Source organism: Hoeflea sp. IMCC20628 (genome assembly GCF_001011155.1).
Taxonomy (GTDB): domain Bacteria; phylum Pseudomonadota; class Alphaproteobacteria; order Rhizobiales; family Rhizobiaceae; genus Hoeflea.
On the sequence record NZ_CP011479.1, the window covers coordinates 426,094 to 445,158 of the forward strand.

A 19,065-nucleotide genomic window follows, 5' to 3' on the forward strand; every position below is an offset into this window, starting at 1 on the left:
GGTCTATCCCGTTTGTAATCATTTGGCCATATCGGCTTTCAGTGCTGGCTCGACAGGAATTCCCATGACAGATTCAATCAAACGCTGCCGTCTCGTGCTGGTCACGCCTGATATCGAAGATGCGGCGCAGTTGGCAGCAATAACCGGCGACGCTCTGCGTGGCGGCGATGTCGCTTCGGTGATTATTCCGCAGCACAGTCTGGACGAGAAAAGTTTCCAGAAACGGTGCGAAGCCCTAATCCCGGTCATTCAAGCGGCAGGCGCTGCAGCGCTTGTGGCCGGCGATACGCGGGTTGCCGGGCGGGTCCGCGCCGACGGGTTGCACATCGAAGTCGGGCCGACGGCCATGACCGAAGCTGTAAAACAGCACGCTCCAGGGTTGATCGTGGGTGGCGGTAATGCCCGCGAACGTCACGCCGCCCTGTCAATCGGCGAAGCGCAGCCGGATTATGTCATGTTCGGCTCGATTGCCGGAGACATCAAACCGGAGCCGCATTCCAAGAATATAGCCCTGGCGGAATGGTGGGCCGACATGATCGAGATTCCCTGCGTGCTGATGGGCGGTACCAGCACCGCCTTTGTGGAAGATATGGCGCAGACCAGAGCCGAGTTCATCGCCTTTGGATCAGCGGTCTTCGCCGATCCTGCGGAAGCGCCGCGCATCGTCGCCGAAATCAACGCTCTGCTCGACGAAAAAGCGCCACGTTTCGGCCGATAATGCAGCGGATGTTCAAAATTGAAGCCCTGACCCGGCGACGGTCCATTTTTGCGTTACGCCGTCCAGTCTGGATGCAGTTGATCGCTGCTCTGGTCGTGCTCAATGGCGGCCCTGCACTGGCGCAGGACACCAAGAGCGAGACCGCCGCCCCCGTCGAAGCAAGCTCGAGCACGGCGCCGTCCGATGCGACAGTCCGGGCATTCGGCGCTTTTCAGCGTGGCTATTATCTCACGGCTATGGAACTGGCGCTTCCGCGCGCGCAATTGGGTGACCCGGCGGCGCAGACCTTGCTCGCCGAGCTTTTTGCCGCCGGACTTGGGGTTCCGCGCAGCATGAATGATGCTGCCTTCTGGTACGCGCAAGCCGCCGAGAGCGGTGATGCTTCCGCGCAGTTCAAATACGGTGTCATGCTGCTTGAGGGCAAGTATGTCGATGCTGATCGGCCCAGGGCCGAAGAGTTGATGAAAAAGGCGGCTGATGCCGGCAATGCCTTTGCCCAGTTCAATCACGCCCAGATCCTGGTTTCCCAGAAACCCGGCGATGCCGGTATCCTCGAGGCTTTGCCCTATTTCGAGAAAGCAAGCGAACAGGGCGTGCCGGATGCGCAATACGCGCTTGCACAGATTTACAGCAACACGACCGGCGTCCCGGACGAGAAGCGCGGACGGGCCCGCGAACTCATGGAAAAGGCAGCACGCGGCGGGTTTGATACGGCACAGCTGGACTATGCGATATGGTTGATTGACGGCATTGGCGGACCCAAGGACTATGAAAACGGCTTCCGCTGGATGCAGGTGGCGGCCAATCGCGGCAATGTGGTCGCGCAAAACCGGATGGCGGTGCTGCACATCAATGCCATCGGCACCTCGGGCGATCCGGTTGAGGCCGGCAAATGGTACATCCTGTCGCGACGCGCGGGATTCAATGACCGATCACTCGATGATTTTTATCAGGGACTGACCGAAGACCAGAAAAAACTGGCGATCGAGGCGGCAAACCAATTCGGCAAGCATTGATTTTTGGCCGCTGCCGCCGTCCTGTCCGCGCTTGCGACGCGGCACATTATATCCATCTTCCAGGGGATTTTGGTGCTTGTGCCGTGTGCGGCCGGGTTGTCTTTCAGACGGATCGGTTTGAACGCTGTATGCACCAGACTTGAAAAGCTGAGCCATTTGTGGTCTTGAAGCCGCCAAGCGGCGCCGAAAACCGGCCCGGATCAAGCTGACGCGGAACGCTCACATGAAAATCAATGGAAATGAAATTCGCCCCGGCAACGTGCTTGAGCACAACAAGACCCTTTGGGCCGTGGTTAAAACCAATGCCGTCAAGCCGGGCAAGGGTGGCGCCTTCAATCAGGTCGAGATGAAGAACCTGCTCGACGGGACCAAGCTCAACGAACGTTTTCGGGCGTCCGAGACGGTTGAGCGTATCCGTCTGGAGCAAAAGGATTTTCAGTTCCTCTATGAGCAAGGGGAATCCCTGGTGTTCATGGATTTGGAAAGCTACGAACAGCTTGAGCTGCAGAAGGAATTTGTTGGCGATCGCCGCGCCTTTCTGCAGGATGGCATGATGGTAACGGTCGAGCTTTATGAAGATCGTCCGATCGGCATTTCATTGCCCGATCATGTCACTTTGGCGATTGCCGAAGCTGACCCGGTGGTAAAGGGGCAGACTGCGGCGTCTTCCTACAAGCCGGCCATTCTTGAAAATGGCGTCCGTATTCTGGTTCCGCCGTTCATCTCATCGGGCGAGCGTGTGATCGTTGACACCAACGAATTGACCTATCTGCGTCGCGCGGACTGATGCATGCCGCGTTCGGATGGGTCGATCCGAACGTCAATGTCCCTGCACCATGTCAAAGTGCCATTCGCGCTTTCAATTGACTGTGGCGCATTCTGGAATCTTCATTCGGGCGAAGCATGCGTTGCTTCGCTCTGAGCCTTTCGACTGCGGCTTCTGGCGCGTTTGAGCCAGTCGGCCACCGACATCAAGGAATGAAATAGATGGCGCGTTCTGCCCTTCTCAATGTGATGGTACAGTCGGCGCTCAAGGCCGGGCGCTCGCTTTCGCGCGATTTTGGCGAGGTTCAAAATCTACAGGTCTCGCTCAAGGGCCCGGCTGACTTTGTCACCCAGGCCAATCAGAAAGCGGAAGCCATCCTGACGACCGAATTGTCGCGGGCACGGCCGACCTATGGTTTCCTCAGCGGGGAAAGCAAGGAAGTGGCGGGCTCTGATGGTGCGCACCGCTGGATCGTCGATCCTCTGGATGGCACTACAAATTTCCTGCATGGCATACCGCATTTCGCGGTTTCGATTGCGCTTGAGCGCAATGGCGACATCGTCGCCGGCGTCATCTACAATCCCGCCACCGATGAGTTGTACACAGCTGAACGCGGCGGCGGAGCATTTCTCAATGACCGCCGATTGCGCGTCGCAGGCCGCAAGGCCTTGTCCGATGCGGTGGTTGGCACCGGGGTGCCCCATCTTGGACGTGGTCATCATGGCAAGTTCCTTGTTGAACTGCGCCATGTCATGGGCGAATGCGCCGGCATCCGGCGGATGGGCGCGGCAGCAATTGACCTGGCCTATGTGGCTGCAGGTCGGCTCGACGGATTTTGGGAAAAGCCGCTTGAACCGTGGAACATGGCTGCCGGGCTGATCCTGATCCGCGAAGCGGGCGGTTTCGTCGCCGACGTGACTGGCGGAACCGACATGTTCGGCACGAAGTCGGTTGCAGCAGGCAATGAGTACATTCTCAAAGGCCTTCTGGAACTGGTGCAACGCCCCGTTCCGACCGCCTGACGGCCTGATGCATGTCGCGTTCGAATGAATTCATTTGAACGGTACCGTACATGCATCAGTTCACGGCAATACGGCGTCCTTTGCGTAGCCAATTGAATGAGCGGCTCAGCAGTCATAGCCTTGTTTTGAAAGCATGCTTTCATTTCTGCCATATTATCGGCTAGAGTTTGCCTGATCATTTGATTTGGGACAAAGGCCGGGACGAACAACGCATGGCAAAATTGACATTGTCGGGATGGGGCATCTCCGAAGACGGTAGCGGAGCGGACCCGCATAAGCTGTCGAGTCCGCTGGTGTTCTTTTGGAGCATGATGATATTTCTCATCCTGACCGGATTTGTCGCTGCAATTCTCTACCGCCAGATTCAGGAAGCCTTTGTCGCCAATCCGGGTCTCAATGGATTGATCGTCGGGGTGCTCGGGGTCGGGGTGCTGCTGGTCTTCACCCATGTGCTCAGGCTTCGTCCCGAAGTCCGCTGGGTCAATTCGCTGCGTGCCACGGGCGACGCGGAGAAAGTTGGCCGTGATCCGGTGCTGCTGGCGCCTATGCGGGCGCTGATTGGCCGCCGCCAGGAAATGGCGCTGTCGACCTCGTCATTGCGTTCCATTCTCGACTCGATCGCGACACGGCTTGATGAATCCCGCGACACCTCGCGCTATCTGATCGGGCTTCTGGTTTTCCTCGGACTGCTCGGAACATTCTGGGGCCTGCTTGGAACCATCGGATCAATCAACCAGGTGATCCAGTCCCTGGATCCGGGAACTGGCGGCACCGAGGACGTGCTCTCGACCTTGAAGAGCGGGCTGTCTGCGCCGCTCGACGGAATGGGCACGGCATTCTCCTCATCGCTGTTCGGCCTTGCCGGGTCGCTGGTGTTGGGTTTTCTCGATCTTCAGGCCGGTCGCGCCCAGAACCGGTTTTACACCGAGCTGGAAAACTGGCTGTCGACAATGACGGATCTTGATTCCGGCATGTCGATGCCTGCCGAAGGCGCTGGTGCGACAGAAGAAATCAAGATGCTGTCGGAACGGATGCAACAGTTGTCGCAGGAGTCCGGAATGACCCCGCGCACCACTGCGGCGATGGCGAGCCTCGCTGAAGGCATTCAGGGTCTGGTCAAGAACATGCGCAATGAACAGCAGATGCTGAGAGACTGGATCGAGGCGCAACAGGTCGAATCGCGGCGGATGCGTGAGACGCTCGACAAGCTGGCTGACAAGATCGGGGACAAGTAGGAGATGGCGCTGGCGCGAAACCGGCGGCGGGAGCGGACGGTCGATTACTGGCCGGGATTTGTCGATGCCTTGTCGACCTTGCTGCTGGCCATCATGTTCCTGCTCACTGTGTTCGTGCTGGCGCAGTTTTTCCTGTCGCGCGAAATCTCCGGCCGGGACCAGGTGCTCAACCGGCTCAACAGCCAGATCAATGAATTGACCCAGCTTCTGGCGCTCGAGCGATCGGGAAAGCAGGATCTCGAGGATACGCTGGCCAATCTCCAGTCCTCGCTGTCGGAATCAGAATCCGATCGGTCGCGGCTGCAGGAACTGCTGGCCAGCGGAACCGGTGCGAGCGCCACAGCGGAAGCCAAAATTGGCACATTGTCGGAAACGCTTGATGCCGAGAAAAAGGTTTCGCAGCGGGCTCTCAATCAGGTCGAACTGCTCAATCAGCAGATTTCCGCGCTCAGAACCCAGCTTGGCGCGCTGGAAGATGCGCTTGAGGTTTCCGAAAGCAAGGACCGTGAGACTCAGACCAAGATTGCCGATCTTGGCCGCCGTCTGAATGTTGCGCTGGCCCAGCGGGTGCAGGAGCTTAATCGCTACCGGTCCGACTTCTTCGGCCGCTTGCGGGAGATCCTTTCAAGCCGTGAGGATGTCCGGGTGGTGGGCGACCGGTTCGTGTTCCAGTCGGAAGTTCTGTTTCCATCTGGCGGCAACAGCCTCAACCCAGCCGGCCAGGAACAGATGGCCAAGCTGGCCAGCGCCATCATAGAGCTTGCCCGCGAAATTCCCGATGAGATCAACTGGGTGCTGCGCGTTGACGGCCACACCGACAATGTACCGCTGTCGGGCAATGGCCGCTATGCTGACAACTGGGAACTCTCCAGCGCCCGCGCAACGTCGGTGGTCAAATATCTGGTGGCCAATGGCGTACCTGCCAATCGTCTGGTGGCCGCCGGGTTTGGTGAATTCCAGCCGATTGCCGATGGCGACAGCGACGAGGCTCGCGCCACCAACCGCCGCATCGAGCTCAAGCTAACCGAGAGATAGCATTTTGGACCGTCAGCGGTGCAATCCCGGCAAAGCCTCCCGCACCGGCAACGGGGCTGCGAGCGGCGCGTAGTCGGCGGGCTTGAACCGCACCAGCCCGGTCATCAAAATCGCATCGCGAATTTCTGTTTCAAGGCCCAGGATGGCGACCTCGACGGCATCAGCGATGGCATTGGCCTGTCCGGCATAATGCTGGCTGGTGATCAGCGGCAGTGCCGGCGTCTGCGGGGTGGTGGCGAAGACCGCCAATTCTTCAGCTGCCGGCTCGTGGCGCCTGGCCAATTCCCAGGTGACCGCGTCAATCGCCGCCCAACCGGCCAACCCGTCGGCCACAGCCCTGATCGAGGCGCGGTGCGCGCCGGTTTCCAGTGGTTCGGGCAGGGATGTATGACCGCCTGCGGCAAGCAGCCGGACCGGAGCGGCAAAGCCTGATTGCGAATGTGTCATGTTGAAAGCCAGGCGCTTTTCAGTCAGTTCACCCAGGTGCTCCGGGAGCTGATCCCTGCGGGCGATCAGAGCGCTGAAATAGTGGCCTGGGCGCGCGCCGGTCACCGCATGGGCAGGTGTGCCCACAAGTGCCACCGTGCCCGTCAGGCGGTTGGCATAGGGATAGCCACAGGTCTGTGACAGCAGCAGGTCGGGATTGCTCCAGAGCGGCTCAGGGTCGGCAGTGCGGTCAAGGTGCACAGGCGCGTCAATGCCCCGCTCGAACAGTCGCTGGCGGATTGCCGTCCAGACCGCATCAGTGGCATGACGGATTTCCGGCCAGTCATACATCGGCAGTGAGGCAGCGCCGCTCACAGCGCTGCCTCGTGGCTCTGAGCAGGCATCATCTGGCGTCGCCACGGCGTTTGCGACGGGCCTCGATCGGCCATGCCACAGGCTCCTTGGTCCGGAAGCCGAAGCGGCGAAACACCTCCCAGTAGCTTTCAAAGCGGTAGCCACCATTCATGCGCAGGAAGCGGGCCCGGTTTTCCCTGAAGAATTCCGGGATACGGTACCAGGCGAGCGACGGATAGGCATGGTGCACAGAGTGATAGTTGTTGTTGAGAAACAACAAGCTCAACGGGCCTCTGGTTTCGATGATCACCGAGCGTTGGTTGGCCTTTTCAACCGCCTGATGCTCGATGAACGAGCGCACCATCAGCAATCCCATGCCGAAATAGGCGGCGATGAAATAGGAGGCGGGATGCATGCTGCCAAATCGATCGATCAGCATGAACACCAAGGCTACTGCCAGGATATGACGCAACCATATTGTAAGGATGGACCGATCGCCGGGTTTGATGCGGCGATACTCGCTGCGGATGAACCCGATCGTGGCGAGCATCGGCCCGAGTGTCATACGGCCCACAAGCGTGTTGTTGGCAACAAGCAAGGTTTTGAACCAGGCCGGTATCGCCGTCCAGACATCGCCGTCGAGATAATAACTCTCCGGATCGTCATAGGGGTCAGTGATGTTTTCGTTGATGTGATGGGTCAGATGGCAGGATTTGAAGCGCAGATAGGGTACCAGCACTCCAATTGGCGGGGCGATCAAAAGATCATTGATTTTTTGGTTCCTGAATGGATGACCGTGTAAAAATTCATGTTGTAGCGATGAATGCAGCGTAATGGTGGGGATCAGCAACAGGACACGCAATGCGTCCGGCATGTCAGCCCACCCAAATACCAGCAAAAACCACACAGCATAGCAAACACCTGCCAAAAGCAGGGTCCGCCACTCCGCGTCATTCCGCATAGTGGATACACCTTCTGAATGTTCCTGTTATAGCCCGCGGTCAGGTGTCCCGTCCCCCGCGTGGCTTCCAGACGAACGCCCGATCAATACCCTGAATTGAGGGGCTTCACAAGAATGTTACCAAAGACTGGTTCAGCATTTTTTTACAGCGGATGGCTGGCAATGGATTTGAGGCTCGAGTTTGCCTCAAGGGACAGAGCCTCGGCGCCGTGCTCGAACTGCAATCGCGCAAGGCGGGCATAGAGCCCGCCCTTTGCCACCAGTTCGGCGTGGGTGCCCTCTTCAACGATCTGTCCCTTGTCCATCACCAGAATGCGATCAGCGCGCAGCACGGTGGCGAGCCGGTGGGCAATGACAATGGTGGTGCGGTTTTCCATCAACCCCTCAAGGGCTTTCTGCACCAGGGTTTCGTTTTCCGCATCCAGTGCCGATGTGGCTTCATCCAGCAGCAGGATAGGGGCGTCACGCAGGATCGCCCGGGCAATGGCGACGCGCTGGCGTTGCCCGCCAGACAGGGTTATGCCGCGTTCGCCGACCGGGGTTTCGTAGCCCTTGTCCAACGCCATGATGAACTCATGCGCCTGCGCCGATTGGGCTGCCGATTCGATTTCTGCCTGGCTGGCGCCGGGTTTTCCAAAGGCGATATTGCTGCCGACACTTCCGGCAAAGATCGTCACATCCTGTGGCACCATGGCGATGCGGGCGCGGACATCCGCAGGATCGGCTTCACGGACATTGACGTGATCGACAAGCACAGACCCGGTGGTTGCGTCGTAAAACCTCAGGATCAGCGAAAACAGTGTCGATTTGCCGGCTCCCGAGGCCCCGACAACAGCGACCGTTTCACCGGGACGAACGTGAAAGCTGGTTCCGGTGAGCGCCGAGGTGTCGGGCCGGGCCGGGTAGGCGAAATACACATTGTCAAAACTGATGTCGCCCATCGCAGGGCTGGGCAGCGGCTTTGGCGATGCCGGCGCCTGAATGCCGGGAACCTCGTCCAGCAGTTCGCTGAGTCGCTCGGCGGAGCCTGCAGCTTGGGAGAGTTCGCCCCAGACCTCGGACAAAGTGCCAAGACTGCCCGCAGCGAAAACCGAATAGAGCAGGAACTGCCCCAGTGTGCCGGATGTGATGTCTCCGGACAGGACCGATTGGGCGCCGTACCAGAGCACCGCAACCACGGATCCGAAAGCCATCGCGATGGCAAAGCCGGTCAGGATGGACCGCGCCAGGATGGATTTTCGGGCCGCGGTGAAAGCTGCCTCCACAGCCTGGCCGAACTGCGTCTGGGCGGCTTGTTCGGTGTTGAAGGCCTGCACCGTGCGCGTCGCGCCAATGGCCTCGCCGGCAAAGGTCATGGCCTCGGCCAGGCTGTCCTGCGCGTCACGCGAGCGCTTGCGCACCTTGCGGCCGAAACCAACCAGCGGGAAGACAATGAGCGGGATGGCGCCAAGCACCAGCGCCGACAGTTGCGGCGAGGTGATGAACATCATGACGCCGGCGCCGATGCACAGGATGGTGTTGCGCAGCGCCAGCGAGGCTGTGGCGCCAACTGCCGATTTGATCTGTGTGGTGTCAGCGGTCAGCCGCGAGACAATCTCGCCCGAGCGGTTGGCATCATAAAATGCTGCGGACAATTGGGTGACATGGTCGAAGACATCGCGGCGAATGTCGGACACCACGCGCTCGCCCAGCGTGATGACAAAATAGTAGCGGCAGGCCGAGGCCAGCGCCAGCATGATGGCAATCGCCGCCAGCATCGAGAAGTAGCTGTTGATGAAGCCGGCGTCCTGAGCTGAAAAGCCATTGTCGATCATCCGGCGAACTGCCATCGGCAGACTCAATGTGGTGACCGCTGCCAACAACAGGAATGCCAGGGCGCCAAGCACCAAGCCGGGATAGCGTCGGACATAGGGGTAAAGCCGTGCGAGAGGACGTACTGATGGGCGCGCCGCCTTCGGGGTGTCGGATTGTTCAGCCACATCTTCTCCTGCTATGCATATTCAGCACATTCGTGGAGCCGCAAAAACGGTCGCGGCCCTTGTTATCGACAGGGCCTTCATGTATAGGCTCGCCATCGAATTGGGAAGTCGTTGTCCTGACTGGCATCGGCTTCATTTACGTATTTGGCCAAATTGCCGCAAGCATCGTTGCGCAGGGCCTTCCAACTGCAGGACAAGTAAGATGAAGGCGAATATCCATCCCGAGTACCACATGATCAAGGTGGTCATGACCAATGGCACCGAATACATGACCAAGTCGACCTGGGGCGCCGAAGGCGACACCATGAACCTTGAAATTGATCCGACATCGCATCCGGCCTGGACCGGCGGCAACCAGCAGATGCTGGACCGTGGCGGCCGTCTTTCGAAGTTCAAGAAGCGCTTCGAAGGCCTCAACCTGTAATCAGGTCGGCAGACACCGTATTTCAAAAGCCCGCCACCGAATTGGCGGGCTTTTTTGCGTCTGGCAAATCTTTGCAACATCGTCACCGCTGCGCCCGTATCGCAATGCAAGCTGCCGCAATACAAAAAGGCCCGCGAATGATCGCAGGCCTTGCCGACAATTGGAGTGGTCAGGCAGGTGTCAGCGTTTGCTGAAAACCGTCTGCAACAGGTGTTGCTGGGCCTGGACCGAATTTTCGTTGTCCGGCTTGAGTGCGGCGGCTTCGGCCGGACGATAGATCTCGCGGTCGAGCATGGCGACTCGGCTCTGGATGCGCAACGAGCGTTCGACCAGATCGCGGAAACTTTCCGGCAATTCGGTCCAGCCCTGTGCCGTGCGGTCGCAATTGAAGCTGTCGAGACGAACCTTGGTCTTTTCGGCCAGCACCTGATCACGGTTCATTTCGCCATTGTTGACCGCGCGTTGCAGAAGCAGCCAGGAGGCCATCTGCATCAGGCGTGTGGTCAGGCGCATCGACTCTGCCGCATAGAGAACGCCAGCCATGCGAGGCAAGCCTTTTGACGCGGTGCGGCCTGGGCCATCAAGATAGTTGGCGGTTTCCTCAACCAGCCCCATGCCCTCAGCGTAAAGCGCCTTGAACTGGGCCGAATTGGCCATGCGATCTGCGAGATTGACGGTGTTGCGGCTGGTTTCAGACATTGGCCGTATATTCCTGATTACAAAATACTGAGTTAGGCGGCTGTCGCCCGGCGCCATATATCTTCGCTGAGCCTCTGTAGTTTGAACCGGAGAAGACTTTCCGGCAAGGTTAATCTTAAGAAAGGGTTAACGCCGGAAAGGTGCTGATTGGTCCGCGCTCGATGCCGGATATGAAGCAGTATTTGGTGCTTTTGCGCCATTCCTGAGTGCACCGTGACGATACCGGATCCGCTTTCGGGGAGAAAGTCCAATCGATCGGCGCGGTGGGGTTTTACCCAGAATTCTGAGCAAAAAAAGAGCCGCATCAGCGGCTCTCAAGAGTTAAACAGGGAGGCGTCAGACAGAATGACCCGAGGTCAAGCTGTCAAATCCAGAATGTCTGGATGTTCATAGTAAAGACTTATAAAGCTTAACCGAACCTTACCTTGAAGTGTATTTTTCATAAATGACTGCATTGAATGATCTATTTTGACTTGAATAAGCTCTCTGCGACGCTTCGGCTAGATGTTTTGGAGGTCTTGTCTGCTTCCAGACGTGCGATTTCGTCATGCAACACTGCGATTCGTTCTTCCAGTTCTCCGGCTGAAAGGAATGTCAGGTCGCATCCGATTTCGTGAAGCCGCTTCGGTTTGGGCTGGTCGTCATCTGCAAACATCGCGCTTACCTCATTGCTGATTCATTGTCGCTTGGCTTTCGGCTGAGGTGCCAACAGGCATTGCCATCACCATAACCTGAGCCCGCGGCACCGTGCAATTGACAGGGCGGTGTTGTAGGTTGCGGCAAAAGACTTAGCAGGAGAATGAATCAATGCGTGCAATAGAAATCCGTCAACCCGGTGGTCCCGATGTGCTGACCCTGACCGAGCGAGAAATGCCGGTTCCAGGCGAGACAGAACTGTTGGTCAAGGTCATGGCTGCAGGCGTCAATCGGCCTGATTGCCTGCAGCGCCAGGGCGCCTATCCGCCACCGCCGGGCGCCTCTGACATACCCGGTCTCGAGATTGCCGGTGAAGTTGCGGCTGTCGGCGCGGCTGTGACGCAGTTCAAGCCGGGAGATCATGTTTGCGGGCTGGTGCCGGGCGGCGGCTATGCCGAGTATTGCACCGTTGACGAAACAAATGCGTTGCCGGCGCCCAATAGTCTGACAATGACCGAGGCGGCAGCGATCCCCGAGACATTCTTTACGGTCTGGCACAATGTGTTTCAGCGCGGCGGTCTCAAGAAGGGCGAGACATTTCTGGTCCATGGCGGAACTTCCGGCATCGGAACAACCGCCATACAGCTTGCCAAGGCGTTCGGCGCCCGTGTTCTGGCAACAGCCGGATCCGAAGCGAAGTGTGCAGCGATGCTGGATCTTGGCGCCGATCTTGCCATCAACTACCGTGAGACCGATTTTGTCGATGCTGTGAAGCAAGCGACTGACGGCAAGGGCGCAAATCTGATTCTGGACATGGTCGGAGGCGATTACATCAACCGCAATTATAAGGCTGCGGCGATCGAGGGCAGGATTGTCCAGATCGCGTTCCTGAATGGCCGCAAGGCGGAAGCCGATTTCTCGCTTCTGATGATGAAGCGGCTGACCCATACCGGATCAACGCTCCGAGCCCGCGATATCGGATTCAAGGCGACAATTGCCGCAGAACTGCGCCAACATGTCTGGCCGTTGTTGAGCGAGCGAAAGGTGCTGCCAGTGATGGATTCGATATTCCCGCTTGATCAGGCATCAGCAGCGCACCAGCGCATGGAAGATGGCGATCACATCGGCAAGATCGCACTCGACATAGGCTGACTGCTATCGCTTATTTTCGCTACGAGCATCCGTCCTGATCAGGACGGATGCTCTAGTCTTCGGATGCCGAGGCGCGTGGATCAAGATTGATTGATTCGGGTGTTGCGGACCGGCCAGATGGTGTCGCGGCAAAACTGTCGCGATCCTCGACGGGAACCGGGGCGCGCATGCGCGATCGGTACAGGGCATATCCTGCAACCGCGATGTGGGCCGCTGCGGTGACTGCGAACAACAGATAGGGATCGTAGGCCATGACCACGCCGGCGAGCAGCGGACCAACAATGGTGCCGACGCCGTACAACAGCAGCAAGCCGCCGGAAACGGTGACGAACTGGTCGCTTGCGGCATAGTCATTGGCATGGGCAACAATGATCGAATAGAGCGTGTAGGACATCGCGCCATAAAGCGCGATCAATCCGAACAACACAGCGATACTGGATGGCTTTACCACCGTGATGGCAAGACCTGCGGCCCCGGCAATGGCAGCCAGTCCTGCAAGCACATAGCGGCGGTCCATACGGTCAGACATGCGACCGGCCGGTATCTGCATGACCGCGCCCGAAAAGATGGTGATCGACATCATGGTGGCGACGATGATGGTGGTCAGGCCGACATTGGCGCCAAAAACCGGTGCCAGCGTGCCGAATGCGCCATTGGCAACGCCGATCATCAGCATGGCGACGAAGGAAACTGGCGAATTGCGGAAAATCAGCGGGAGGTCAAGCTTGACCTCCTTGAGCGGCGCGGGGCTTGAAGCGGTCGATACCGCCGTGGGCAGCAGCGCCAGGCAATACAGAACGCCGGCAATCATGAAGAAGGTGGATTGCGAGACATCACCCAGTGCAATGCTCATCTGTCCCACGACAATGGCGACATAGTTGACCGTCATATAGAGCGAGAAGATCATGCCGCGGGTTTCATTGGTGGCGCGCTCGTTCAACCAGCTCTCGATGATCATGAATGAGGCGGCAAGCGAGAAACCGGTGACCACGCGCAGCAGGATCCAGCTTACGGGATCGACCAGCAAACCGGTCAGCAGTGCAATGATGGCAATTGTCGCGGCAAAGGCCGAGAAGGCCCGGACGTGGCCGATGCGCCGCACCAGTCGCTGGGAATAAATGCAGCCAAGCACAAAACCTGTCGCCCAGGCCGTGCCGAGCAGGCCCAGCGATGTGGGGGAGAAGCCTTCTTCTGTTCCGCGCATAGGCAGCAACAGGCCATGCAGTCCGTTGCCTGCTAGCAGAAAGGCTGAGCCCAACATCAAAGAAAGGACTGGAAGTAGGTTGCGGTGCATGATGAACCAGTGTGTTAAAGCGTTTCGTAAATCGAGCGAACCGGGAATCAATGCCGGATATCAACAAACCTAGCTGATTGATGGGGATCATGTCAGGTTTAAGGCTGGACGGCGAATAGGGCGTAGTGCATGTCAACGAAAATACTGCTGGTTCTGGTTCTGGCCGCCATGGCGCTGCACCTGATCAAACCCTTCGGCCTTCCCGGCCTGAAGCGGCGATCCGATGTCTGGAAAATCGCGCTTATTCTGATTTTTGCAATGATGATGGCGCTGGTTCTGCGTCCGCAATGAATTGCGCCACATGCGCGGCCCAGTGCCTGTAGCCCAATGCATTGGCGTGAAAGCCGTCTGAAGCGAAGCCTTCAGGCCCTCCAACCCGGAGCGGGGCGACAGCCGTGGCGTAGCGTTCGCGGCAGAGCTGAACTCCCATGGCGTTGATGATCCCGGCGCGCAGGCCAAGCACGAATGCCAGCGACGCGGGCAGGGCCGGAACATGTCTCATGTTGACCACCGGAGACCAGTAAATCCGCGCTTCGGGCCAGCGGGCGTGGGCGGCGTAGAGCAGCCCTCCGAAACCCTTCTTGAACCGCGAGCGGGTGACGAAATTCTTGGCGTCATTGGTGCCAACAGTCAGCACCACATGGGTGTAATCGCGCTCTTCGATGTTCGGGATCACATGGTCGCGAATCTGGGCGGCAATGGCGGAATTGGCGCCGGCGTTGCGCCAGGAAACGGTTTTGCCCGTGGCGGCGTTCAAGCATGCGGCAATCTGGGGTCCCAGTGTATCTTCAATTCGTTCGGCGCCGACACCGGCGGCGGACGAATCCCCAAGCACCAACAGGCGAATTTCTGCAGGGCCTTCGCCAATCCGGCCTCTGGGCCGGCCGGTTGGCGGCGGAAGACGCGGCGCAATCTTGCGTACGCCAAGGCCCTTGATCAGGGCGACCGGGACAAGAAACCAACTGATGAGGCCAGCAAGGAAAGTGTTCATAGCTCGTAGTGTCTCTGCCTGTCTGAACCATCGTGCCTCCCGCAACCGGGGCACTCTAAAAGGAAACCCGCCATGTTGCCACGGCGGGTTGAAACCATTCCGGTTCGGTGAAGTCCGGTCAGCCCGCGCGAGACGCTTCGTAGATGCTGTCAATTGTGGTGGCAAGTGTCGCATCGTAATCGGCGTCTGTTTGGCCCTGCGACAGCCCCTCGGTCAAGGCGCGCGAGAAGGAGGCGATCACCCCCTTGTTGGTGCTGAGCAGACGGTTGGCCTCATCGCGAGAGTAGCCGCCAGACAGCGCCACGACGCGCATGACGCGCGGATCGTCGACCAGCGACGTGTAGCGATTGGCCACGGTCGGCAGCGACAGTTTCAGCATGACCTGCTGACCGGCAGGCACAGTGTCGAGGTGCCGCTGGATTGAGGCCAGCAGCAACTGTTCCGCTTCGTCCTTGTCGGTGATCTTGATATTCACTTCCGGTTCGAGAATTGGCATCAGCCCGTGGCTGAGGATTTGCCTGCCGAGTTCGAATTGCTGGGCGACGATCGCCTCGATCCCGTCCTTGTTGGCGGCATTGATGACCGAGCGCATCTTGGTGCCGAAGATATCCTTGGCGACGGCGCGCTCGAGAAGCGCGTCAAGGCCGTCGATTGGCTTCATCAATTGCACGCCGTTCTCTTCTTCCATCAAGCCCTTGTCGACTTTCAGAAACGGAACGACGCCGCATTTGTCCCAGAGATAATCGGCGGTGGGCACACCGTCGATTTCGCCATCCATGGTGCGCTCGAACAGGATTGCGCCGATCACCTTTTCCCCGCTGAATGCGGGTGACTTGATGATCCGGGCACGCATGGCGTGGATCAGCGCAAACATTTCCTCATCATTGGAATAGGCATCTTCTGCCACGCCGTAGAGCTTCAATGCCTTGGGTGTGGAGCCACCCGACTGATCGAGCGCTGCGATGAAGCCATCCTTCTTCGCCATTTGCTGCGCCATGGTTGCATTCATCATGCTTTGTCCCCCGTAATCAACATCTTGTGGGTTGCCTTAACAGATGCTGCAACGCGGTGAAACTAGGCTCATGGTGTATTGAAACGATTGAAAAATATTCAATCGTTTGAAAGGCTTGGAGAAACGCCAGGAGGGTTAACGGGGAAGGGGCTGAACCTCCGCCTCAGGCTTTCAGAACATCGACGCCGGGCAGTGGTTTGCCTTCCATCCACTCCAGAAAGGCACCGCCGGCAGTGGAAACATAAGTGAAGTCCTCGGCCACGCCGGCGTGATTGAGTGCAGCGACAGTGTCGCCTCCACCGGCGACTGACACCAGGAGGCCCTCCTCGGTGCGGCGGGCCGCATGTTGAGCAGCAGATACGGTGGCAGTGTCGAATGGCGGAATTTCAAAGGCACCAAGTGGACCATTCCAGACCAGCGTGTCGGCCTTGGTGATCCAGGCGTTGATCGCTTCAACGGATTTTGGTCCGACGTCGAGCATCATCGCATCGGCGGGGATGGCTGCAACATCAACGGTTTCATTGTCGGCGCCGGCTTTGAATTCGCGCGCCACCACACCATCAACAGGCAGCACGATTGCGCATCCCGATGCAGCCGCCTCGGCTTCGATTGCCTTGGCGGTTTCGGCGAGATCATGCTCGCACAGGGACTTGCCGACATCGATGCCACGCGCAGCCAGGAAGGTGTTGGCCATGCCGCCGCCGATCACAAGCGCATCGACCTTCTTGACCAGGTTTTTCAAGAGATCGATCTTCGACGAGACTTTGGCGCCGCCGACGATGGCGACAACAGGCCGGGCCGGATTGCCAAGACCCTTTTCGAGAGCAATCAGTTCAGCCTGCATCGTGCGGCCGGCATAGGCTGGCAAGAGATGGGCAAGTCCTTCGGTCGAAGCATGGGCGCGATGGGCTGCGGAAAAGGCGTCATTGACAAAGATGTCGCCATTTTTGGCCAGCGCTTTGGCAAACTCGGGGTCATTGGTTTCCTCGCCCGGATGGAAGCGGGTGTTTTCGAGCAGCAGGATGTCACCTTTGACCATTTCATCAACCGCTGTCCGGGCCGCTTCACCAATACAATCGCTCGCGAAATGGACGCGGTGATCAAGTACGTTTTCGACAACTCCGGAGATCGAATCCAGCGACATTGAGGGGACCGCTTGGCCCTTGGGACGACCAAAATGTGCAAGCAGGATCACCCGCGCGCCTTTGCCCGACAGTTCCATGATCGTGGGGGCAACCCTTTCAATGCGGGTGGTGTCGGTGACCTTGCCGTCCTTGACCGGAACATTGAGGTCAACCCGCAGCAGAACGCGCTTGCCGGAAACATCGGTGAGATCGTCGAGGGTCTTGAAAGCGGGCATTGCATGGTCCGATCGTCGAGTTGGTGTCCGGCTGGATTTCGGCGCGGAGATTACACCGCTCGGGGGACGACGCAAGGCGGGGAACGGAAATTCCTGCCTGCAGTCTTAGTCCTCACCCCCGGCGCTTGCGGGCGTAATCCCTTATTGCGTGAATCATCTCACGGAAGTTGAGGAACAGCGGAAGCCGGGTGGCGGGCGCCACCGGTTCAAGTGAAATGCCGACCGTCTTGATGTTACCCTTGTCATCGGTCTGGCGGACAATCAGCACGATGCGGCCAATCTTGACGCGGTCGGCGTAGTCGGGTTTGCCGCCCAGGCGCTGTTCCATCAGTTCGGCGATGGTCAGAGACTTGTCCGTGTCGCTGATCAGACCCGGTCCGTAGGCACGGTCGAGTTCTTCACCGGTCCGGTTGGGATCAATGGTGAATGTGCCGAAGAATTCATTGTCGTTCTCGCCGACGGCGACCTTGGAGGCAAACAGGCGGTCGAGGAGGCGGGAAAATCCGGGCGCGATGAACAGATAGACCAGGTCGTTTTCCAGCAGTCGGCCAGCATATTGGTAGCGCATAGATTTGCCATCGCGAATGACCAGCGAGGGCCGCGCCCAGCGGGGAATGCGTTCGCCCCGCAGAACCGGGCTGTCGGCGGCCACCCGGTAGGCAAGCAGCTCATGATTGGCGGTGCCGGGAAGATCGAGCTCGAACTTGTCGATGGCGCCGATCTGCGGCGGAATGATCAATCCCAGGCGGCGGGCGATCGGCTTGACGGTCCAGCCCTGAATGGCGAGCGAGACCATCACCACGATGAATGTGGTGTTGAAATAGAGTTGGCCATTTTCGAGATTGCCGAGAATCGGCAGGATCGCCAGCAGGATCGACACTGCGCCGCGCAAGCCGACCCAGGCGACAAACCCGGTTTCGCGCTGGGTGTAGTCGAACGGCAGCAGGCACAGCCAGACTGCAAGAGGCCGGGCGATGCAGACCAGGAATATTGCCAGTGCAATGGCCGGAAGGATGATCTGCGGAAATTGCGACGGCGTCGCCAGCAGACCGAGCACGAGGAACATGACGATCTGCGCCAGCCAGGTCAGGCCTTCCTGGAAGCGTATGATCGACGTTTTGGAATGGATCTTTTTGTTGCCGGCATAGATGCCCGCCACATAGACCGCGAGGAAGCCACTGCCACCGATCACCGATGTGTAGGCGAAGACCAGCAAGGCCAAAGCCAGCACGAAGATCGGTGCGAGCCCGCGTTCTACCGGGACACGCCGAATGATCTGAACGATGAGAACACCGCCGCCGAGACCAAGCACCAGACCAAGACCTATCTGCTTGACGAACAGGATGAGCAGATCCAGACCGGCGCTTTCCAGCCCTTCGCCGCTGGCTATGATGGAGACCAGCGCCGCGGTGAGGAAAATAGCCATCGGGTCGTTGGTCCCGGATTCGACTTCCAGTGTCGAGCGGACCTTGTCACGGATATTGATGCCACCGGTGCGCAGCAGGAAGAACACTGCGGCGGCATCGGTGGAGGCAACAATGGAACCCAGCAGCAAGCCCTCGAGCCAGGAAAAATCCAATAGAAAGCGTGCAGCGGCGCCAAACAGGATTGCGGTGAACAGCACGCCGACCGTAGCCAATGTCAGCGAAGGCACGGCCGCCTGCCGGAAAGACTGCAGTGAAGTGCCGTAGCCCGAATCAAACAGGATGATCGCAAGTGCAATCGATCCGAGCATGAAGGCGCCGGAATTGTTGCTGAAGTCGATGCCAAGACCATCGACACCGGCAAGCAGTCCGATGAGCAGGAACAGAAGCAACAACGGTGCGCCGAAGCGTTCGGCGAGGAGACTGGAAAATGCAGCAATGAGAATGAGTGACATAGATGCCAATGTCACAATGTAAAATGTGTCCAACCGTCGTCCCTTGGTCTGGCGCCGTAATTGACCCTCACGAAGTGTATTGGTCTCAATTATGGAAGATGGCGGC

Annotated in this window: 19 protein-coding genes; 9 read left to right on the plus strand and 10 right to left on the minus strand. The window is 58.6% G+C overall.

Annotated features, from left to right (window positions below; all coding sequences use genetic code 11):
- Positions 1-64 precede the first annotated feature (64 nt).
- From IMCC20628_RS01955 to IMCC20628_RS01980, 6 genes are all read left to right on the plus strand, one after another.
- A complete protein-coding gene (locus IMCC20628_RS01955; RefSeq protein ID WP_047028800.1) occupies positions 65-718 on the plus strand; it encodes a thiamine phosphate synthase in 654 nt (217 codons plus the stop codon).
- A gap of 8 nt (positions 719-726) precedes the next feature.
- Positions 727-1,734 (plus strand): tetratricopeptide repeat protein, encoded by a 1,008-nt coding sequence (locus tag IMCC20628_RS01960; RefSeq protein ID WP_047032179.1) that lies wholly within the window; start codon positions 727-729, stop codon positions 1,732-1,734.
- Positions 1,735-1,957: 223 nt separating this feature from the next.
- A complete protein-coding gene (efp, locus tag IMCC20628_RS01965; protein WP_047028801.1) occupies positions 1,958-2,521 on the plus strand; it encodes an elongation factor P in 564 nt (187 codons plus the stop codon).
- A 200-nt stretch (positions 2,522-2,721) separates the two neighbouring features.
- Positions 2,722-3,522 (plus strand): inositol monophosphatase family protein, encoded by an 801-nt coding sequence (locus IMCC20628_RS01970; protein ID WP_047028802.1) that lies wholly within the window; start codon positions 2,722-2,724, stop codon positions 3,520-3,522.
- 212 nt (positions 3,523-3,734) lie between these two features.
- Positions 3,735-4,757: a MotA/TolQ/ExbB proton channel family protein gene (locus tag IMCC20628_RS01975; RefSeq protein WP_047028803.1), complete on the plus strand. Its 1,023-nt coding sequence runs from the start codon at positions 3,735-3,737 to the stop codon at positions 4,755-4,757.
- Positions 4,758-4,760: 3 nt separating this feature from the next.
- Entirely contained in the window at positions 4,761-5,792 is a 1,032-nt protein-coding gene (locus IMCC20628_RS01980; RefSeq protein ID WP_047028804.1) for a peptidoglycan -binding protein, read from the plus strand.
- Between the two features lie 12 nt (positions 5,793-5,804).
- Here IMCC20628_RS01980 and IMCC20628_RS01985 read toward each other — a convergent pair whose 3' ends face one another.
- From IMCC20628_RS01985 to IMCC20628_RS01995, 3 genes are all read right to left on the minus strand, one after another.
- Positions 5,805-6,593, minus strand: a complete 789-nt coding sequence (locus IMCC20628_RS01985) for a PhnD/SsuA/transferrin family substrate-binding protein (protein ID WP_197078375.1) — start codon at positions 6,591-6,593, stop codon at positions 5,805-5,807.
- 28 nt (positions 6,594-6,621) lie between these two features.
- Positions 6,622-7,533, minus strand: coding sequence for a fatty acid desaturase (locus IMCC20628_RS01990; protein ID WP_047028806.1), 912 nt, complete (start codon positions 7,531-7,533; stop codon positions 6,622-6,624).
- Positions 7,534-7,676: 143 nt separating this feature from the next.
- Positions 7,677-9,512, minus strand: a complete 1,836-nt coding sequence (locus tag IMCC20628_RS01995) for an ABC transporter transmembrane domain-containing protein (RefSeq protein ID WP_047028807.1) — start codon at positions 9,510-9,512, stop codon at positions 7,677-7,679.
- 202 nt (positions 9,513-9,714) lie between these two features.
- Between IMCC20628_RS01995 and rpmE the strand changes: the two genes are divergently transcribed.
- Positions 9,715-9,936, plus strand: a complete 222-nt coding sequence (gene rpmE / locus IMCC20628_RS02000) for a 50S ribosomal protein L31 (RefSeq protein ID WP_047028808.1) — start codon at positions 9,715-9,717, stop codon at positions 9,934-9,936.
- 180 nt (positions 9,937-10,116) lie between these two features.
- On the opposite strand, the gene IMCC20628_RS02005 is transcribed toward rpmE, so the two are convergent.
- Both IMCC20628_RS02005 and IMCC20628_RS02010 read right to left on the minus strand, forming a co-directional pair.
- Positions 10,117-10,635, minus strand: coding sequence for a DUF1465 family protein (locus tag IMCC20628_RS02005; protein WP_047028809.1), 519 nt, complete (start codon positions 10,633-10,635; stop codon positions 10,117-10,119).
- A 463-nt stretch (positions 10,636-11,098) separates the two neighbouring features.
- Positions 11,099-11,290 (minus strand): DUF1192 domain-containing protein, encoded by a 192-nt coding sequence (locus IMCC20628_RS02010; RefSeq protein WP_047028810.1) that lies wholly within the window; start codon positions 11,288-11,290, stop codon positions 11,099-11,101.
- 152 nt (positions 11,291-11,442) lie between these two features.
- Between IMCC20628_RS02010 and IMCC20628_RS02015 the strand changes: the two genes are divergently transcribed.
- Positions 11,443-12,423 (plus strand): NAD(P)H-quinone oxidoreductase, encoded by a 981-nt coding sequence (locus IMCC20628_RS02015; RefSeq protein ID WP_047028811.1) that lies wholly within the window; start codon positions 11,443-11,445, stop codon positions 12,421-12,423.
- Positions 12,424-12,475: 52 nt separating this feature from the next.
- Here IMCC20628_RS02015 and IMCC20628_RS02020 read toward each other — a convergent pair whose 3' ends face one another.
- Entirely contained in the window at positions 12,476-13,717 is a 1,242-nt protein-coding gene (locus tag IMCC20628_RS02020) for an MFS transporter (protein ID WP_047028812.1), read from the minus strand.
- Between the two features lie 129 nt (positions 13,718-13,846).
- Between IMCC20628_RS02020 and IMCC20628_RS25305 the strand changes: the two genes are divergently transcribed.
- Entirely contained in the window at positions 13,847-14,008 is a 162-nt protein-coding gene (locus tag IMCC20628_RS25305) for a hypothetical protein (RefSeq protein ID WP_197078377.1), read from the plus strand.
- On the opposite strand, the gene IMCC20628_RS02025 is transcribed toward IMCC20628_RS25305, so the two are convergent.
- The 4 genes from IMCC20628_RS02025 to IMCC20628_RS02040 all read right to left on the minus strand — a co-directional run bounded on the left by IMCC20628_RS02025 (position 13,959) and on the right by IMCC20628_RS02040 (position 18,992).
- Positions 13,959-14,708 carry an SGNH/GDSL hydrolase family protein gene (locus IMCC20628_RS02025; RefSeq protein ID WP_047028813.1) on the minus strand — a complete coding sequence of 250 codons (750 nt, stop codon included), beginning with the start codon at positions 14,706-14,708 and terminating at the stop codon, positions 13,959-13,961. The two genes, IMCC20628_RS25305 and IMCC20628_RS02025, sit on opposite strands and share 50 nt — an antisense overlap.
- A gap of 118 nt (positions 14,709-14,826) precedes the next feature.
- The gene (locus IMCC20628_RS02030; RefSeq protein WP_047028814.1) at positions 14,827-15,720 is read right to left on the minus strand and encodes a fructose bisphosphate aldolase; all 894 of its coding nucleotides are present in this window, start codon (positions 15,718-15,720) and stop codon (positions 14,827-14,829) included.
- 163 nt (positions 15,721-15,883) lie between these two features.
- On the minus strand, positions 15,884-17,080 hold the full coding sequence (locus IMCC20628_RS02035) for a phosphoglycerate kinase (RefSeq protein ID WP_047028815.1): 1,197 nt from the start codon (positions 17,078-17,080) through the stop codon (positions 15,884-15,886).
- A 112-nt stretch (positions 17,081-17,192) separates the two neighbouring features.
- A complete protein-coding gene (locus IMCC20628_RS02040) occupies positions 17,193-18,992 on the minus strand; it encodes a potassium/proton antiporter (protein WP_047028816.1) in 1,800 nt (599 codons plus the stop codon).
- Positions 18,993-19,065: the final 73 nt, after the last annotated feature.

Bases quoted from the DNA above. Each gene is read 5' to 3' on its own strand.
- IMCC20628_RS02010 (WP_047028810.1), bottom strand. From the start codon at position 11,290: ATGTTTGCAGATGACGACCAGCCCAAACCGAAGCGGCTTCACGAAATC.
- IMCC20628_RS02020 (WP_047028812.1), bottom strand. From the start codon at position 13,717: ATGCACCGCAACCTACTTCCAGTCCTTTCTTTGATGTTGGGCTCAGCC.
- IMCC20628_RS01990 (WP_047028806.1), bottom strand. From the start codon at position 7,533: ATGCGGAATGACGCGGAGTGGCGGACCCTGCTTTTGGCAGGTGTTTGC.
- IMCC20628_RS02025 (WP_047028813.1), bottom strand. From the start codon at position 14,708: ATGAACACTTTCCTTGCTGGCCTCATCAGTTGGTTTCTTGTCCCGGTC.
- IMCC20628_RS02015 (WP_047028811.1), top strand. From the start codon at position 11,443: ATGCGTGCAATAGAAATCCGTCAACCCGGTGGTCCCGATGTGCTGACC.
- IMCC20628_RS01970 (WP_047028802.1), top strand. From the start codon at position 2,722: ATGGCGCGTTCTGCCCTTCTCAATGTGATGGTACAGTCGGCGCTCAAG.
- IMCC20628_RS01975 (WP_047028803.1), top strand. From the start codon at position 3,735: ATGGCAAAATTGACATTGTCGGGATGGGGCATCTCCGAAGACGGTAGC.
- IMCC20628_RS01980 (WP_047028804.1), top strand. From the start codon at position 4,761: ATGGCGCTGGCGCGAAACCGGCGGCGGGAGCGGACGGTCGATTACTGG.
- IMCC20628_RS02005 (WP_047028809.1), bottom strand. From the start codon at position 10,635: ATGTCTGAAACCAGCCGCAACACCGTCAATCTCGCAGATCGCATGGCC.
- IMCC20628_RS02030 (WP_047028814.1), bottom strand. From the start codon at position 15,720: ATGATGAATGCAACCATGGCGCAGCAAATGGCGAAGAAGGATGGCTTC.
- rpmE (WP_047028808.1), top strand. From the start codon at position 9,715: ATGAAGGCGAATATCCATCCCGAGTACCACATGATCAAGGTGGTCATG.
- IMCC20628_RS01955 (WP_047028800.1), top strand. From the start codon at position 65: ATGACAGATTCAATCAAACGCTGCCGTCTCGTGCTGGTCACGCCTGAT.
- IMCC20628_RS02035 (WP_047028815.1), bottom strand. From the start codon at position 17,080: ATGCCCGCTTTCAAGACCCTCGACGATCTCACCGATGTTTCCGGCAAG.
- efp (WP_047028801.1), top strand. From the start codon at position 1,958: ATGAAAATCAATGGAAATGAAATTCGCCCCGGCAACGTGCTTGAGCAC.
- IMCC20628_RS01960 (WP_047032179.1), top strand. From the start codon at position 727: ATGTTCAAAATTGAAGCCCTGACCCGGCGACGGTCCATTTTTGCGTTA.
- IMCC20628_RS25305 (WP_197078377.1), top strand. From the start codon at position 13,847: ATGTCAACGAAAATACTGCTGGTTCTGGTTCTGGCCGCCATGGCGCTG.